The sequence below is a fragment of the Nocardioides sp. CCNWLW216 genome, assembly GCF_037120545.1.
In the GTDB taxonomy this organism is placed as follows: Bacteria; Actinomycetota; Actinomycetes; order Propionibacteriales; family Nocardioidaceae; genus Nocardioides; species Nocardioides lianchengensis.
In genome coordinates this window covers 121,389-136,853 of sequence record NZ_JBBBBJ010000007.1, presented here as the reverse complement: position 1 = coordinate 136,853, position 15,465 = coordinate 121,389, and the positions used below count along the sequence as shown (strand labels likewise).

Sequence of the window (15,465 nt, the reverse complement as noted above, 5' to 3'; positions counted from 1 at the left end):
CCTCCCGAGACCCCAACGCCGTACGAGCTGCTGCGAGACGACCCTAGCCGTCGTCGGCGGCGAGGTCCTCGCCGTGGGTGCCCGGGCGGGGCGCCCAGGGCAGCTCCTTCGCCGGGCGTACGACGACCAGCCGGTCGCCGCGCGCGAGCAGGGTGACCACCGGGTCGAAGTAGCGGTAGACCTTCTCGTCGCGCACGACGGCGATGACCTGGTCGGGCAGCGACTGCGGCTGCTTGCCGACCTCGGAGACCAGCAGGTCGCGCTCGGCGACCTCGAGCCCCTCGCCGTACGTCAGCAGGTCCTCCATGACCGACCCCAGGGTCGGCGAGAGGGAGGAGAGGCCGAGCAGCCGGCCGACCGCGTCCGAGGAGGTGATCACCGAGTTGGCGCCGGACTGCTTCATCAGCGGCGCGTTCTCCTGCTCGCGCACCGCGGCCACGATCCAGGCGTCCGGGTTGAGCTGGCGCACGGTCAGCGTGGCGAGCACGTTCGAGGCGTCGCTGTCGGTGGTGATGATCACCTGGTCGGAGTCGGCGACGCCGGCGCGGCGCAGCACCTCGCGGCGGGTGGCGTCGCCGGTGACCACGGCCAGCCCGTCGGCGTGGGCCTCCTGCAGCGCGACCCCGCTCGGGTCGACGATGACGACCGACTCGCGCTCGAGACCGTTGTTGACCAGCGTCTCGACGGCACTGCGGCCCTTGGTGCCGTAGCCGATGACGACGACGTGGTGACCCATCTTCTTCCTCCAACGAGCGACGCGGAACATCTCCCGTCCCTGCGAGGCGAGGACCTCCAGGGTGGTCCCGATCAGGAGGACCAGGAAGGCGATGCGGGCAGGGGTGACGATGAACGCGTTGATCAGCCGGGCGCGGTCGCTGACGGGCGCGATGTCGCCGTACCCGGTCGTGCTGAGCGTGACGGTCGTGTAGTAGATCGAGTCGATCAGGTTGACCGAGCCGTCGGCGTTGTCGCCGTACCCGTCGCGGTCGAAGTAGACCAGCAGCACGGTGCCGACCAGGATCGCCAGCGCGGCGAGCAGCCGGCGACCGAGCTCCCACCACGGCGACCGGGCCCGGTCCGGGAGGGCGACGAGGCCGACGCGCCCGGTCGGGGCTTCGGCGGAGACGGAGGGCACGCTGCGCAACCTACCGGTCGCGCGTCGTCAGGTGACGCAGGCGCTGCACCAGCTCCAGGCGCGCCTTCATCGTGGAGCTCTGCGGGAAGACCGTGTCGAAGGCGGCGTTGACCGCGGCGCCGATGAGGACCGACAGCGAGACGATGTAGAGCCACAGCAGGACGGCGATCGGTGCGGCCAGCGGGCCGTAGATCGATCGCGAGTCGGCGGCGGTCGCCTGGAGCACCCAGCGCAGCACGTAGGACCCGACCACCCAGGCCACCAGCGAGAAGGTCGCGCCGGGCAGGTTGAACGACCAGTTCGTCCGGACCGGCACGGACACGTGGTAGAGCGTGGCGAGGAAGCAGATGCACAGCACCACCACGACCGGCCAGTAGAAGAACAGCACCGCGTCGGCCCGGTCGGGCACCCAGTGCTCCAGCAGCGAGGGGCCGATGACCATCAGCGGGATGGCCACGATGCCGGTCACCAGGGCCAGGACGTAGAGCACGAACGACAGCGCCCGGGTGCGGATGATCCCGCGCTCGCCGCCCAGCCCGTGCATGATCGTGATGGTGTCGACGAAGACGTTGAGCGCCCGCGAGCCCGACCACAGGGCCAGCACGAAGCCCAGCGAGATCACGTCGAACCGGCCGCCGCGCAGCACGTCGTTGAGCGTCGGCCGGATGACCTCCTGGACGGCCCGCTCGGTCAGCGCCCGGGACGAGAGGTCGAGCACGGCCTGCCGGATGTTCTCGATCTCGGTCGGGCTGAACTGCTGGGTGACGTAGCCGATCGCTCCGGCCAGCGCGAAGACCAGCGGCGGCACCGACAGCACCGCGAAGAACGCCCCCTCGGCCGCCAGCCCGGTCACCCGGTAGCGCAGGCAGGACCCCACCGTCGCCACGACGAGGCGCCACAGGGTCTGCCCGAACCGGTGCCACCAGGTCCTCCCGGTCGCCGGCGGCGCCGTGCTGTCGGGGGTGGCCATGCCGCTTACGGTAGTTCCATGGCTACGTCGAACCTCGGCTCGCGCGCCGCGATCCGCACCGTCACCAACCAGGCCCCGCCGCTGGTCGGGCACAACGTGGTCACCGCCGACCGGGCCCTCACCGAGGCGGTCGTGCGGCACGGGTCGGCCGAGGTGGTCGACGACCTGGTCGGGCTGGGCGCGGAGGCCGGCTCGGCGGAGGCCCGCGAGCACGGCCGGCTGGCCAACGAGCACCACCCGCGGCTGACGCCGTACGACCGGTTCGGGAACCGGATCGACGAGGTCGAGTTCCACCCGTCGTGGCACTGGCTGATGGGCCGGTCGGTGGGTCACGGGCTCGCCGCGGCGCCCTGGGAGGACGACTCCCCGCACGCCCACGTACGACGCGCCGCCGGCTTCATGGCCTGGTCGCACACCGAGCCGGGGCACGGCTGCCCGGTCTCGATGACCTACGCCGCGGTCCCGGCGCTGCGCGCCGACGACGCGATCGCCAAGGAGTGGACCCCGCTGCTCGCGTCGCGCAGCTACGACCCGGGCCTGCGGCCCGCTTCGGAGAAGCTCGGCGCGCTGGCCGGCATGGGGATGACCGAGAAGCAGGGTGGCTCGGACGTCCGGGCCAACATCACGCTCGCCCGGCCCACCTCGACCGACGGCGAGTACACGCTGCACGGGCACAAGTGGTTCACCTCCGCGCCGATGAACGACGTGTTCCTGGTGCTGGCCCAGGCGGCCGGCGGGGTGACCTGCTTCGTCGTCCCGCGGGTGCTGCCCGACGGGACCCGCAACCAGCTCGACGTCGTACGTCTGAAGGACAAGCTGGGCAACCGCTCCAACGCCTCCTCCGAGCTCGAGCTCGACGGGACCGTCGCCGTCCGCCTCGGCGACGAGGGACGCGGCGTGCGGACGATCATCGAGATGGTGGCCGCGACCCGGCTGGACTGCGTGCTGGGCTCGACGTCGCTGATGCGGCGCGCGGTCTCGGAGGCCTCCTGGCACGCGGCCCACCGCTCGGCCTTCGGGTCGACGCTGGCCGACAAGCCGCTGATGCAGAACGTGCTGGCCGACCTGGCCGTCGAGGCCGAGGCGGCCACGGCGCTCGCCGTACGACTGGCGGCCGCGGTCGACCGCCGGAACGACCCGCACGAGGCGGCGCTGCGCCGAATCGCGCTGCCGCTGGCTAAGTTCTGGGTCTGCAAGCGCACGCCCGCGATGGTCGGCGAGGCGCTGGAGTGCCTGGGCGGGAACGGGTACGTCGAGGAGTCGGTCATGCCGCTCCTCTACCGCGAGGCGCCCCTCAACTCGGTCTGGGAGGGCTCCGGCAACGTCAACGCCCTCGACGTGCTGCGCGCGCTCGGTCGCGAGCCCGAGGCCCTCGACGCCTGGATCACCGAGGTCGGCCAGGCCCGCGGCGGCGACGCCCGCCTCGACCGCGCGGTCGACGACACCCTGGCCCTGCTCGGCTCGCTGCTCGGCGACCCGGCCCAGCTGGAGACCCAGGCCCGCCGGCTGGCCGGCCGGATGGCCGCCGTCCTCCAGGCCTCGCTGCTCGTCCGCTTCGCCCCCGCCGAGGTCGCCGACGTCTTCTGCGCCTCGCGGCTCGGCTCGTCGTACGACGGCACCTTCGGCGCGCTCGACGGCGGCGACCTGCGCGCGATCGTGGAGCGGACGACGCCGGTCGTCTGAGCGTCGGCGCGCAGCTCCCGCGAACAGCGCAATTGCGCCGGCTACGGGCGAGTAAGTGGCTAGCGCTCCGGCGAACAGCGCAATTGCGCCGTTCGTGGGACGCGCTGCTGATAACCGGTCGCGCACGAACGGCCCGCCCAGGCAGGGTCGACGCATGACCAGCAGCGAGGTGTGGGACGAGGAGTCCGCCCGGACGTACGACGACGACTGCGCGGGGATGTTCGCGCCCAAGGTGCTCGGACCGGCGGTGGGCCTGCTGGCCGAGCTGGCGGGTGGGGGCCGCGCCCTGGAGCTCGCGCCGGGCACCGGGCGGGTCGCCGTACCCCTGAGCGAGCGGGGCGTGCCGCTGAGCGGCATCGAGCTGTCCGAGCCGATGGCGGCTCGGCTGCGCGCGAAGACCGACGCCGTACCGGTCGTGATCGGCGACATGGCGACGACCCGGGTGCCGGGGATCTTCGCACTCGTCTACCTGGTCTTCAACACCATCTCCAACCTGCGCACCCAGGACGAGCAGGTGGCCTGCTTCGAGAACGCGGCGGCGCACCTGGAGCCCGGCGGGCGGTTCGTGATCGAGCTGGGCGTCCCGCCGCTGCGCCGACTGCCGCCCGGCCAGCTCGCCGCGCCGTTCGACGTGTCCGACGGGCACCTGGGCTTCGACACCTTCGACCTGGTGACCCAGGAGTGCGTGTCGCACCACTACACGCGCGACGGCGACACGGTCCGGTACGGCGCGGGCCGGTTCCGCTACGCCTGGCCGGCCGAGCTCGACCGATGGCGCGGATCGCCGGCCTCCGCCTGGAGGCGCGGTACGCCGACTGGCGGCGCTCGCCGTACACCTCCGACAGCGAGGCGCACGTCTCGGTCTGGCGCAAGCCCGTCGAGTGATGCGAGATGGCTCCTCCCGGGGTCCGGAAGGAGCCATCTGGCGTCGCTCGACGAGGCGGGGCTAGGCGCGCACCTGCTCCCGCTCGGCGTCCTGGTACGGCGTCTCCTCCGGGTCGTCGTCGACCATCGTGGTCTCGTCGAACGGGTCGTCGCCGGCGAGCACCCGGTCGAGCTGGGGCCGGTCGAGGCCCTTCGTGAGGTGACCGATCAGGACGGTGGCGATCGCGTTGCCGGCGAAGTTGGTGACCGCGCGGGCCTCCGACATGAAACGGTCGATGCCGACGATCAGACCGACGCCGTCGAGCAGCTCCGGGCGGTGCGAGGACAGGCCGCCGGCCAGGGTGGCGAGGCCGGCACCCGTGACGCCGGCCGCCCCCTTGGAGGCGATCATCATGAAGACCAGCAGCGAGACCTGCTCGCCGATGGACAGCGGGTCACCGAGCGCCTCGGCGATGAAGATCGAGGCCATCGTGAGGTAGATGGCGGTGCCGTCGAGGTTGAACGAGTAGCCGGTCGGGACCACGATGCCGACGGTCGGCTTGTCGACGCCGGCGTGCTCCATCTTGGCGATCAGGCGGGGCAGTGCGGACTCGGACGACGAGGTCGAGACGATGAGCAGGAACTCTCGGCCGAGGTACTTCAACAGCTTGAAGACGTTGACCCCGGTGACGGCCTTCAGCAGCGAGCCGAGGACCAGGAAGACGAACAGCGCGCAGGTGATGTAGAAGCCGAGCATCAGGATGGCCAGGCTCTTCAGCGCCTCCCAGCCGGTCTCGCCGACGACGGCCGCGATGGCGCCGAACGCGCCGATCGGGGCGACCCACATGATCATCGCGAGCACCCGGAAGACCAGCTTCTGGGCCTGCTCGACGACCTTCAGGATGGGCTTTCCGCTCGGGCCCATCGCCTGCAGCGCGAAGCCGATCAGCAGGGCGACCAGCAGCGTCTGCAGCACCTCGCCCGAGGTCAGGCTGGAGAAGAACGAGTCCGGGATGATCCCGAGCAGGAAGTCGGCCGTGCTGCCGTGCCCCTCGGCGGCGGCCTTCTCGGCGGCCGCCGAGCCGGACTCGGAGATGTTGAGGCCATCGCCCGGGTGCAGCAGGTTGCCGACCACCATGCCGATCGCGAGGGCGAAGGTCGACATGCCGACGAAGTAGGCCAGCGCCAGGCCGCCGACCGCCCCGACCCGGGCCGCGCTGGCCACCGAACCGACACCGACCACGATCGTGCAGAAGATGACCGGCTGGATCATCATCTTGATCAGGGCCACGAAGCCCTCGCCGAGCGGCTTGAGGTCCATCGCGAAGCTCGGCCAGATGATGCCGACCGCGATGCCGAGGGCGACGGCCACGATCACCGCGATGTAGAGGTAGTGGCTGCGGTTGGGCGGCGGGGTCGCCGGCTTCACCGGATCCACGGTTGTCGTGCTGCTCATCAGGTTCCTCCGCTACGTGGCCGGGTGGCGCCCGGCGGTCGGGCCTCACTCTCGAACGACCTGTGACGCGGGTCACCGTTCTGGTCGTTGTGTTCGCGAAGTACCCCTCGCGGTGGGGCACAATCCGTCCATGCGCAGGCTGGGCGGACTCTCGGTCGCCCGTCAGGTGCTGGCGCTGCAGGTGCTCGTGGTCCTGGTGCTGGTCGTCGCCGCGCTCGCGATGGCGGCGTACGACGCCCGCCGCGACGCCCGGGCGACCGCGACCGAGCGGGCCGTGGCCGTCGCCCGCACCCTCGCCGACTCCCCCGCGCTGGCCGACGCCGTCGACGACCCCGACCCCAGCCGGACGATCCAGCCGCTGGCCGAGGAGGTCCGCGCCGACGCCGAGGTCGACTTCATCACCGTGATGTCGCTGGACCGGATCCGCTTCAGCCACCCCGACCCCGCCGAGATCGGCAAGCGGTTCGTCGGCGAGGTCGGCGACGCCCCGCAGGGCGGCACCTTCACCCAGCAGTACGCCGGCACCCTCGGCCCGTCGATGCGCGCGGTCGTGCCGGTGCGCGACCCCGACGGCGCGGTGGTCGCGCTGGTGTCGGTCGGCATCACCATCGACCGGATCGACCGTCAGGTACGCGACGACCTGCTCCCGCTGGCGGTCGCCGCGGGCGTCGTACTCCTGGTCGGGCTGGGCGGGACCGTGCTGGTCGGGCGCCGCCTGCGCCGGCAGACCCACGGGCTGGGCGAGCGGGAGATCACCCGGATGTACGAGTACTACTCCGCCGTCCTGCACGCCGTCCGCGAGGGACTGCTGCTGGTCGACCCGGACGGCCGGGTCCAGCTCGCCAACGACGAGGCCCGGCGCCTGCTCGACCTGCCCGAGGACGTCGTGGGCCGCTCGCTCGGCGACATCGGCCTCGCCCCCGGGCTGGTGGCGGCCGCCCGGGCCGGGACCGCCGCCGACGACGACGTCTACCTCGCCGGCGACCGCGTGCTGGTCGTCAGCTCCGCCCCCGCAGCCTGGGAGGGCCGTGACGTCGGTGCCGTGGTGACCCTGCGCGACCAGTCCGAGCTGCGGGCGGTCACCGGCGAGCTCGACGTCGTCCGCGGGCTCACCGAGTCCCTGCGCGCCCAGAACCACGAGGCCGCCAACCGGCTGCACACCATCGTGTCCCTCATCGAGATGGGCCGCACCGAGGAGGCCGTCGACTTCGCGACCGAGGAGCTCCAGGTCGCCCAGCTGCTGACGGACCGCGTCGTGCACGCCGTCGGCGACCCGGTCGTCGCCGCGCTGCTGCTCGGCAAGAGCACCGAGGCCGCCGAGCGCGGCGTCGACCTCCGGATCAGCGGTGAGGTCCCGCCCGGCTCCGCCGTACCGCCTCGGGACCTGGTGACCGTCCTCGGCAACCTGGTCGACAACGCCCTCGACGCCGTCGCGGACGCGTCCGTACGCCGGGTCGCGGTGACCCTCGATGGCCGGGCCGGCCGGCTCCGGGTGGTCGTCGGCGACAGCGGGCCGGGGCTCTCCGGAGAGGCGGCCGCGCACGTCCTCGAGCGCGGGTGGACGACCAAGGCCACCGACGGCGGCCGCGGGGTCGGCCTGGCGCTGGTCGGCCAGGTGGCGCGCCGCCACGGCGGCGCCGTGACGATCGGCCGCTCCGAGCTGGGCGGCGCGGAGTTCGCGGTGGACCTGGGGGCGGCCCCGTGACGGTCCGGGTGCTCGTCGTGGAGGACGAGGAGGTCGCTGCCGCCGCGCACGCGTCGTACGTCGGCCGCGTCGAGGGGTTCGAGGTCGCCGGGGTCGCCCGCTCGGCCGGAGAGGCGATGCGTCTGCTCGACCGCGACCGCTCCGTCGACCTGCTGCTCCTCGACATGCACCTGCCCGACGGCCACGGCCTCGGCCTGCTGCAGCGGCTCCGCGCCGCCGGCCACCTCTGCGACGTCGTCGCCGTCACCTCGGCCCGCGACCCCGACGTGGTCCGGCACGCCGTCGCCCAGGGCGTGGTGCTCTACCTCCTCAAGCCGTTCACCTTCGCGACCTTCCGCGACAAGCTCGGCCAGTACGCCGCCTACCGCGAGCGGCTGGCCGCCGCGCCCGCCGAGGTCGTGCAGGACGAGGTCGACCGGCTCTTCGGCACCCTGCGCCCGGCCGGCCCCACCGCCCTGCCCAAGGGGATGAGCGCCGAGACCCTCCGCGACGTCACCTGCGCCCTGCGTGACGCCGGTGTCGGCCTGTCCGCCACCGAGGTCGCCGCCCTCGTCGGCGCCTCCCGTGTCACCGTGCGCCGCTACCTCGAGCACCTCGCCGACAGCGGCCTCGCTGAGCGGCACCCGCGCTACGGCGGGTCCGGGCGCCCCGAGGTCGAATACCGCTGGCGCTGAGACTGCCGCCCACTCCCCCCGGGGGGGTCTTGACGGCTGCCGAACGGGCGCGCACAGTCGGCAGACCGGGACGTGATCTCGGCACCTACGTGGCGCCGAGCTCCGCGTCCCTGCATGGGGGGCCACATGTCACAGCCATTCGATCGCCAGAAGATCCTGGGCGACATCACGCAGCGCGCCGCGCACCTGCTGATCCTGCTCGAGACCTACCGTCGTTCGGGAGACCCCCGGCTGCGGGAGGCATACGACGACGCGCACGACCTGATCTCCGACCTGGCCGGGCTGGCCGCGGTGGTCCTGCTGGAGCGCCCGGCCAGCGAGGACGACCCCGGCCCGCCGCTGACCGCCGCCTGCTGACGTCGGGGGCGGTCAGGCGAGGTCGAGACCCGGGTAGAGCGGGTGCTTGTCCAGCATCTCGCCCGAGGAGTCCTTGACCTTGTCGGCCACCCCGTCGGCAAGGACGTACGACGCCTTCGACGGCGCGCCCGCCTTCGTGGTGCCGGGCTGGGTGTTCTGCAGGACGTGCACGATCAGCTCGGCGACGTTGTCGAACTCGTCGTGCCCGAAGCCGCGGGTGGTCAGCGCGGGGGTGCCGAGCCGGACGCCGGAGGTGTACCAGGCGCCGTTCGGGTCCGAGGGCACCGAGTTGCGGTTGGTGACCACACCGGCGTCGAGCAGGGCCGACTCGGCCTGGCGGCCGGTGAGGCCGAACGACGACACGTCGAGCAGGACCAGGTGGTTGTCGGTGCCGTCGGTGACCAGCTTGGCGCCGCGGCTCTTGAACCCCTCGGCCAGCGACTGGGCGTTGTCGGCGACCTGCTGGGCGTAGGTCCGGAATGCCGGCTGCCGGGCCTCGGCGAGCGCGACGGCCTTGGCCGCCATCACGTGCGACAGCGGACCACCGAGCACCATCGGGCAGCCGCGGTCGACGCTCGGGGCGTACTCCTCGGTGGCCAGCACCATGCCGCCGCGCGGGCCGCGCAGCGACTTGTGGGTGGTGGTGGTGACGACGTGGGCGTGCGGGACCGGGTCCTCGTCGCCGGTGAAGACCTTGCCGGCGACCAGACCGGCGAAGTGGGCCATGTCGACCATCAGGGTCGCGCCGACCTCGTCGGCGATCTCGCGCATCTTGGCGAAGTTCACGCGGCGCGGGTACGCCGAGTAGCCCGCGACCAGGATCAGCGGCTTGAACTCCTTCGCCTTGGCCCGGACGACGTCGTAGTCGAGCAGGCCGGTCTCGGGGTCGGTGCCGTACTGCTGCTGGTGGAACATCTTCCCGCTGATGTTCGGGCGGAAGCCGTGGGTGAGGTGGCCGCCGGCGTCCAGGCTCATCCCGAGCAGGCGCTGGTTGCCGAGCTCCTTGCGCAGCGACTCCCAGTCGGCGTCGGTGAGCTCGTTGACGTTCTTCTTCTCCGCCTTCTCCAGCCACGGACCCTCGACCCGGTGGGCGAGGATCGACCAGAAGGCGACCAGGTTGGCGTCGATGCCGGAGTGCGGCTGCGCGTAGGCGTACTCGGCGCCGAACAGCTCGCGGGCGTGCTCGGCGGCGAGCGTCTCCACGGTGTCGACGTTCTGGCAGCCAGCGTAGAAGCGGTGGCCGACGGTGCCCTCGGCGTACTTGTCGCTGAACCAGGTCCCCATCGTCAGCAGCACGGCCGGCGACGCGTAGTTCTCGCTGGCGATCAGCTTCAGCGAGCCCCGCTGGTCGGCCAGCTCCTTGCGGGTCGCGTCGGCGATCCGGGGCTCCACCGAGGCGATGACCTCGAGAGCTTGGGAGTAGGCGCTGCTGGTGAGGGCGTCGAGGTCACTCATGGCGCTCAGCCTACGGCTCCCGGCAGGGGCACCCGCATCACGGACGACTGCGTCCCGGTGTGACCTGGGCCGCATCGACGCCTGCCCCCAGGCGGCACCGCCGCACGGCGTCTCACATGGTGGAGTGCAGTCTCACATCATGAGAAGCGCGCTTGTGGGCAGGCGGTCCGGGGACTGAGACTCCTTGACATGGTCTCCGCTGCTACCCATGCGTTCCTCGTGGTCCGACGCCACGTGGACCTCGGTCGCACGCGCAGCTCGATGTGTTGGCGCTGAGCCAGGCCCCGTCTCCACGACCCGCCCCGCGCGCCGACATCGCGCGCCTCCTCAGCGAAGGACGCACTTCTTCATGCCCGACCTCCGGTTCAAGCCCCAGCCGCCGCAGCACACCGAGATCCCCCGCCCCAAGAAGGGCGAGGGCCAGTGGGCGCTCGGCTACACGGAGCCGCTGAACAAGAACGAGCAGTCCAAGAAGGACGACGACCCGCTCAACGTGCAGGCGCGGATCCTGCACATCTACTCCAAGCGCGGCTTCGACTCCATCGACCCGGCCGACCTGCGCGGTCGCTTCCGCTGGATGGGCCTCTACACCCAGCGCGCCCCGGGCTTCGACGGCGGCAAGACCGCGATGCTCGAGGAGGAGGAGCTGGACGACCGCTACTTCATGATGCGGGTCCGCTCCGACGGCAAGCTCCTGGACGCGGCGACCGTGCGGGCCCTCGGCACCATCGGGCGCGACTACGCACGCGACACCGCCGACGTCACCGACCGCGAGAACATCCAGTACCACTGGATCCGCATCGAGGACGTGCCCGCGATCTGGGAGGTCCTAGAGAGCGCCGGTCTGAGCACCCTCGAGGCCTGCGGCGACTCGCCGCGACCCTTCCTCGGCTCCCCCGTCGCGGGTGTCGCCAAGGACGAGATCATCGACGGCACCTCGGCGCTCGACGAGATCTACCGCCGCTTCATCGGCAGCCCCGAGTTCTCGAACTTCCCCCGGAAGTTCAAGACCGCGCTGACCGGCCACCCCGGCCACGACGTCTCGCCGGAGACCAACGACATCTCCTTCGTCGGCACCGTGCACCCCGAGCACGGCCCGGGCTTCGACCTGTGGGTCGGCGGCGGCCTGTCGACCAACCCGATGCTGGCCAAGAAGCTCGGCGTCTGGATCCCTCTGGACGAGGTCGCCGACGCCTGGGAGGGCGTGGCCGGCATCTTCCGCGACTACGGCTACCGCCGGCTGCGCTCGCGCGCCCGGCTGAAGTTCCTGGTCCAGGACTGGGGCGTCGAGAAGTTCCGCGAGGTCCTCGAGAAGGAGTACCTCGGGCGCGAGCTCGTCTCCTGCGAGTCCCCCGCCTCCCCCGTCGGCCACCGCGACCACATCGGCGTCCACGAGCAGCAGGACGGCAAGCGGTACGTCGGCGTCGCGCCGACCGCGGGCCGCGTCTCCGGCACCCTGCTGCTGCAGCTCGCCGACCTGATCGAGGAGTACGGCGTCGCCGGCGCGCGGCTCACGCCGTACCAGAAGATCGTGCTGATCGGCGTCGACCCCGAGAAGGTCGAGGAGCTGGTCGTCCGGCTCGACGAGATCGGCCTCTCGGCCCGCCCGTCGAACTGGCGCCGCAACACGATGGCCTGCACCGGTATCGAGTTCTGCAAGCTGGCCATCGTCGACACCAAGAACCGCGCCCGTGACCTGGTCGCCGAGCTGGAGCGTCGCTTCCCCGAGCTCGACGTGCCGATCACGGTCAACGTCAACGGCTGCCCCAACGCCTGCGCCCGCACCCAGGTCGCCGACATCGGTCTCAAGGGCCAGCTGGTGATGGCCGACGGCGAGCAGGTCGAGGGCTTCCAGGTCCACCTGGGCGGCGCGACCGGCCTGCAGGCCAACTTCGGCCGCAAGCTGCGCGCCCACAAGGTCACCAGCGCGGGCCTCGACGACTACGTCACCAACGTGGTCACCGCGTTCCTCGCCGACCGCGCCGACGGCGAGTCGTTCACCGAGTGGGTCCAGCGCGCCGACGAGGACCTGCTGCGCGGCGAGAAGTCGCTGGAGTCGATCCCGTCATGAGAACTCCCCACGTGAACACTCGCTTCGCTCGGTTCCCGCGGGGGCCCCGAAATGACTGAGCGCGCCGTGCCGTTCCACTGCCCGTTCTGCGGCGAGCAGGACCTGCGCCCGCACGAGGTCGTCTCGGATGCTGGCGAGGTCAGCTCCCCTCACGGTTCCTGGGAATGCCGCGGCTGCCTGCGCGCCTTCCACCTGAAGATGCTCGGCTTGATCCGACCTTCCCAGGGAGTGAACCGATGACCGCCGCGACCACCACGACCGCCCGCAACGCCCGCGGGGTGCAGACCGAGGGCCGCTCGCCCGAGGAGCTGCGCGAGCTGGTGTCCCACTGGGGCGCCGAGCTGGAGCTGGCGCCGGCCGAGGTCATCGTCGAGTGGGCGGCCGCGACCTTCGGGGAGCGGTTCTGCGTGACGTCGTCGATGGGCGACGCCGCGCTGGCGCACCTGGTCTCCCAGGTCGTGCCCGGGGTCGACGTGCTGTTCCTCGACACCGGCTACCACTTCATCGAGACCGTGGGCACCCGCGACGCCGTCGAGGCCACCATGAACCTCAACCTGATCTCGATCACGCCGGTGCAGAGCGTGGCCGAGCAGGACGCGGCGTACGGCAAGGACCTCTACAAGACCGACCCCGACCTGTGCTGCAAGCTCCGCAAGGTGCAGCCGCTGGCCGATCGGCTCGAGAACTACGACGCCTGGGCCACCGGGCTCCGCCGCGCCGAGACCCACAACCGCGTCATCGCGCCGGTCATCGGCTGGGACGCCAAGAAGGGCAAGGTCAAGGTCTCGCCCCTGGCGCGCTGGTCCGACGAGCAGATGGAGCGCTACATCGCCGAGAACGGCGTGCTCGTCAATCCGCTCGTCTACGACGGCTACCCGTCGATCGGCTGCGCCCCGTGCACCCGACGCGTCGCCCCCGGCGAGGACCCGCGCTCGGGCCGCTGGGCCGGCACCAACAAGACCGAGTGCGGGATCCACTCGTGACCCGCGCGCTGCCATCCCCCATCGCGGACAACGTGGTCCGTCGTACCCCTGCACACCCGAGGAGGCTGCCCTGATGGCTGCTCCCGCCCTGGTGGCCCTGGCTCACGGCTCCCGTGACCCGCGGTCCGCCCGCACCATCACCGCCCTGGTCGACGAGGTCCGCGCGATGCGCCCGGACCTGCGCGTCGAGCAGGCGTTCCTGGAGCTGTCGAAGCCGTCGTTCCAGACGGTCGTCGACCGGCTCGTGAAGGCCGGGCACGACGAGATCGTCGTCGTGCCGCTGCTGCTGACGGAGGCCTACCACGCCAAGGTCGACGTCCCGTCCGCCGTGGCCGCCGCCGGTGCCCGGCACCCGGGCCTGCGCATCCGCGCGACCTCGATCCTCGGCCTCGAGGCCTGCTTCCTGGAGGTCCTCGACGTCCGACTGCGCGAGGCGCTGCGGGTCGCCCGGGTCCGCGAGCTCGACGCCCTGGTGCTGGCCGCCGCCGGCTCCAGCGACGCGCTCGCCAACCAGGCCGTCGCCCGGCTCGCCCGCGTCTGGGGCTCCCACCACAAGCTCCCCGTGACCGCGGCGTTCGCGTCCAGCTCCCCGCCCGCCACGGGCGAGGCCGTGCGCGCCTTCCGGGCCGAGGGCCGCCGCCACATCGCGGTCGCCTCGCTGTTCCTGGCGCCCGGCTTCCTCCCGGACCGAGCCGCCGAGCTCGCCGTCGAGGCGGGCGCGATCGCCGTGTCGGAGCCGCTCGGCGCGCACCCCGAGGTCGCCCGCACCATCCTGGCCCGCTACGCCGTCGGCGCCGTCGAGCTCGTCCCCGTCTGACCCGGTCCTTCCCGCCGAGTCAGCACCAGTGGTGGGCCGAGTCAGCACCACTGGTGCCGACTCGGCGCGCAGTTTCTGCTGACTCGGCCTATCCGACCAGGTGGTCGCGGAGGCGGGTGAGGTCGGCGGCGGGATCCGCGGTGATGCCCCCGTGCACCGGGCCGGGCTGCAGGACGGTGCTCTTAGGCGCCTTCAGGAAGCCGAAGCGCTGGCTGGTGGGCTTCCCGGCCGCGGCTCCCCCACGCCGGTCGCCCGCGCAGACGCCCGCGACGAAGTCGAGCGCGTCGCAGACCCGGTCGAGGTCCAGGCCCGGGGCGAACGCCGCGAGCCGGTCGCGGTCGACCTCCCACGCGACGTCGAGGAAGTCGGTCGCCTGGCAGTAGAGCACCACGCCGACGTTGAGGAACTCCTCGCGGTCGACGCGCGGGACGCAGCGCAGCACGACGTACTGATAGGACAGCGAGGTCACGCGACGACCTCCGGCAGCCACTGGCGGGTGGCGAGGCGAGCGGCCAGGAACTCGACGTACGACGCCCGCACGGCGTCCGGGGTCTCCGCCCCCGGGACCGGCTCCAGCCACTCGTCCGGAACGAGGGACAGCACCTCCGGGAGGTCGTCGGCCGAGAGCCGCTCCCGCACCTCGGCATCGGCCGCGGGCACGCCGCCGGCGTACCGCTCGAGGACGTGGTCGGTGAGGTCCCACGGCTGCGCGGCGAAGCGTGCCGCGGCGCCCTCCTTGGTCAACGACCCGCCCGGCCATGCGTGGTGGAAGTAGAGCGAGGCACCGTGGTCGATCACCCAGAGGTCTCCGTGCCACACCAGCAGGTTCGGGTTGCGCCAGGACCGGTCGACGTTCGCGCAGAACGCGTCGAGCCACAGGACCCGCGCAGCGACGTCCGGGCCCGTCGGGACCTCTCCGTCGTACCCGAAGGAGCCCGGGAGGAAGTCCACCCCGAGGTTAAGGCCGATGCTCGCCCGGAGCAGGTCCTGGACCTCCTCGTCGGCCTCGTAGCGCGCGATCTCGGCGCCCAGCTCCAGCGCGACCAGGCGCGGGGTCCGCAGCCCGATGCGCCGGGCGAGCTCGGCCACGATCGTCTCGGCGACCAGCACCCGGAGGCCCTGCCCGGCCCCCCGGAACTTGCAGACGTAGGTCCCGAGGTCGGCCGCCTCGACGATGCCCGGGAGGCTGCCGCCCTCGCGCAGCGGGGTGACGTAGCGGGTCACTGGCACGGTCGGAATCACGGCGCAACCCTAGGTGAGTGTCGAACTGCGTAAGAAGTCCGTTTAGGGGGCGT

The 15,465-nt window shown here is 72.1% G+C and carries 13 protein-coding genes and 1 pseudogene; 8 read left to right on the top strand and 6 right to left on the bottom strand.

The window, feature by feature from the left end:
* Positions 1-43: 43 nt before the first annotated feature.
* Together V7S47_RS16865 and V7S47_RS16860 are read right to left on the bottom strand one after the other, a co-directional pair.
* Positions 44-1,135: a potassium channel family protein gene (locus V7S47_RS16865; RefSeq protein ID WP_090860100.1), complete on the bottom strand. Its 1,092-nt coding sequence runs from the start codon at positions 1,133-1,135 to the stop codon at positions 44-46.
* A gap of 10 nt (positions 1,136-1,145) precedes the next feature.
* Positions 1,146-2,105 (bottom strand): YihY/virulence factor BrkB family protein, encoded by a 960-nt coding sequence (locus V7S47_RS16860; protein WP_336562661.1) that lies wholly within the window; start codon positions 2,103-2,105, stop codon positions 1,146-1,148.
* 18 nt (positions 2,106-2,123) lie between these two features.
* Here V7S47_RS16860 and V7S47_RS16855 point away from each other — a divergent pair, with 18 nt between their 5' ends.
* Both V7S47_RS16855 and V7S47_RS16850 read left to right on the top strand, forming a co-directional pair.
* Positions 2,124-3,788 carry an acyl-CoA dehydrogenase family protein gene (locus tag V7S47_RS16855; RefSeq protein WP_336562660.1) on the top strand — a complete coding sequence of 555 codons (1,665 nt, stop codon included), beginning with the start codon at positions 2,124-2,126 and terminating at the stop codon, positions 3,786-3,788.
* A 154-nt stretch (positions 3,789-3,942) separates the two neighbouring features.
* Positions 3,943-4,299: pseudogene (locus tag V7S47_RS16850) on the top strand (SAM-dependent methyltransferase); the annotation flags it as partial.
* A 435-nt stretch (positions 4,300-4,734) separates the two neighbouring features.
* Here the strand turns inward: V7S47_RS16850 and V7S47_RS16845 are convergent.
* Positions 4,735-6,108, bottom strand: a complete 1,374-nt coding sequence (locus V7S47_RS16845; protein WP_336562659.1) for a cation:dicarboxylate symporter family transporter — start codon at positions 6,106-6,108, stop codon at positions 4,735-4,737.
* 130 nt (positions 6,109-6,238) lie between these two features.
* On the opposite strand from V7S47_RS16845, the gene V7S47_RS16840 reads away from it, so the two are divergent.
* From V7S47_RS16840 to V7S47_RS16830, 3 genes are all read left to right on the top strand, one after another.
* Positions 6,239-7,813, top strand: a complete 1,575-nt coding sequence (locus V7S47_RS16840; protein WP_336562658.1) for a sensor histidine kinase — start codon at positions 6,239-6,241, stop codon at positions 7,811-7,813.
* A complete protein-coding gene (locus tag V7S47_RS16835) occupies positions 7,810-8,487 on the top strand; it encodes a response regulator (protein ID WP_336562657.1) in 678 nt (225 codons plus the stop codon). Before V7S47_RS16840 ends, V7S47_RS16835 begins: the two co-directional genes overlap by 4 nt.
* Positions 8,488-8,613: 126 nt before the next feature.
* Positions 8,614-8,844: a hypothetical protein gene (locus V7S47_RS16830; RefSeq protein ID WP_336562656.1), complete on the top strand. Its 231-nt coding sequence runs from the start codon at positions 8,614-8,616 to the stop codon at positions 8,842-8,844.
* A gap of 12 nt (positions 8,845-8,856) precedes the next feature.
* On the opposite strand, the gene V7S47_RS16825 is transcribed toward V7S47_RS16830, so the two are convergent.
* Positions 8,857-10,299 carry a glycine hydroxymethyltransferase gene (locus V7S47_RS16825; RefSeq protein ID WP_336562655.1) on the bottom strand — a complete coding sequence of 481 codons (1,443 nt, stop codon included), beginning with the start codon at positions 10,297-10,299 and terminating at the stop codon, positions 8,857-8,859.
* Positions 10,300-10,648: 349 nt separating this feature from the next.
* On the opposite strand from V7S47_RS16825, the gene V7S47_RS16820 reads away from it, so the two are divergent.
* The 3 genes from V7S47_RS16820 to V7S47_RS16810 all read left to right on the top strand — a co-directional run bounded on the left by V7S47_RS16820 (position 10,649) and on the right by V7S47_RS16810 (position 14,170).
* Positions 10,649-12,370 (top strand): nitrite/sulfite reductase, encoded by a 1,722-nt coding sequence (locus V7S47_RS16820; protein ID WP_336562654.1) that lies wholly within the window; start codon positions 10,649-10,651, stop codon positions 12,368-12,370.
* 236 nt (positions 12,371-12,606) lie between these two features.
* A complete protein-coding gene (locus V7S47_RS16815; RefSeq protein ID WP_336562653.1) occupies positions 12,607-13,353 on the top strand; it encodes a phosphoadenylyl-sulfate reductase in 747 nt (248 codons plus the stop codon).
* 73 nt (positions 13,354-13,426) lie between these two features.
* Entirely contained in the window at positions 13,427-14,170 is a 744-nt protein-coding gene (locus V7S47_RS16810; protein WP_090860112.1) for a sirohydrochlorin chelatase, read from the top strand.
* A gap of 88 nt (positions 14,171-14,258) precedes the next feature.
* Here V7S47_RS16810 and V7S47_RS16805 read toward each other — a convergent pair whose 3' ends face one another.
* Positions 14,259-14,639 (bottom strand): DUF3037 domain-containing protein, encoded by a 381-nt coding sequence (locus V7S47_RS16805; RefSeq protein ID WP_336562652.1) that lies wholly within the window; start codon positions 14,637-14,639, stop codon positions 14,259-14,261.
* Positions 14,636-15,412: a HipA family kinase gene (locus V7S47_RS16800; protein WP_336562651.1), complete on the bottom strand. Its 777-nt coding sequence runs from the start codon at positions 15,410-15,412 to the stop codon at positions 14,636-14,638. Before V7S47_RS16800 ends, V7S47_RS16805 begins: the two co-directional genes overlap by 4 nt.
* Positions 15,413-15,465 lie beyond the last annotated feature (53 nt).

What these genes read in the sequence shown, in the direction of transcription:
- V7S47_RS16815 (WP_336562653.1), top strand. Translation starts at nt 12,607, where the DNA reads ATGACCGCCGCGACCACCACGACCGCCCGCAACGCCCGCGGGGTGCAG.
- V7S47_RS16840 (WP_336562658.1), top strand. Translation starts at nt 6,239, where the DNA reads ATGCGCAGGCTGGGCGGACTCTCGGTCGCCCGTCAGGTGCTGGCGCTG.
- V7S47_RS16825 (WP_336562655.1), bottom strand. Translation starts at nt 10,299, where the DNA reads ATGAGTGACCTCGACGCCCTCACCAGCAGCGCCTACTCCCAAGCTCTC.
- V7S47_RS16820 (WP_336562654.1), top strand. Translation starts at nt 10,649, where the DNA reads ATGCCCGACCTCCGGTTCAAGCCCCAGCCGCCGCAGCACACCGAGATC.
- V7S47_RS16830 (WP_336562656.1), top strand. Translation starts at nt 8,614, where the DNA reads ATGTCACAGCCATTCGATCGCCAGAAGATCCTGGGCGACATCACGCAG.
- V7S47_RS16855 (WP_336562660.1), top strand. Translation starts at nt 2,124, where the DNA reads ATGGCTACGTCGAACCTCGGCTCGCGCGCCGCGATCCGCACCGTCACC.
- V7S47_RS16810 (WP_090860112.1), top strand. Translation starts at nt 13,427, where the DNA reads ATGGCTGCTCCCGCCCTGGTGGCCCTGGCTCACGGCTCCCGTGACCCG.
- V7S47_RS16860 (WP_336562661.1), bottom strand. Translation starts at nt 2,105, where the DNA reads ATGGCCACCCCCGACAGCACGGCGCCGCCGGCGACCGGGAGGACCTGG.
- V7S47_RS16845 (WP_336562659.1), bottom strand. Translation starts at nt 6,108, where the DNA reads ATGAGCAGCACGACAACCGTGGATCCGGTGAAGCCGGCGACCCCGCCG.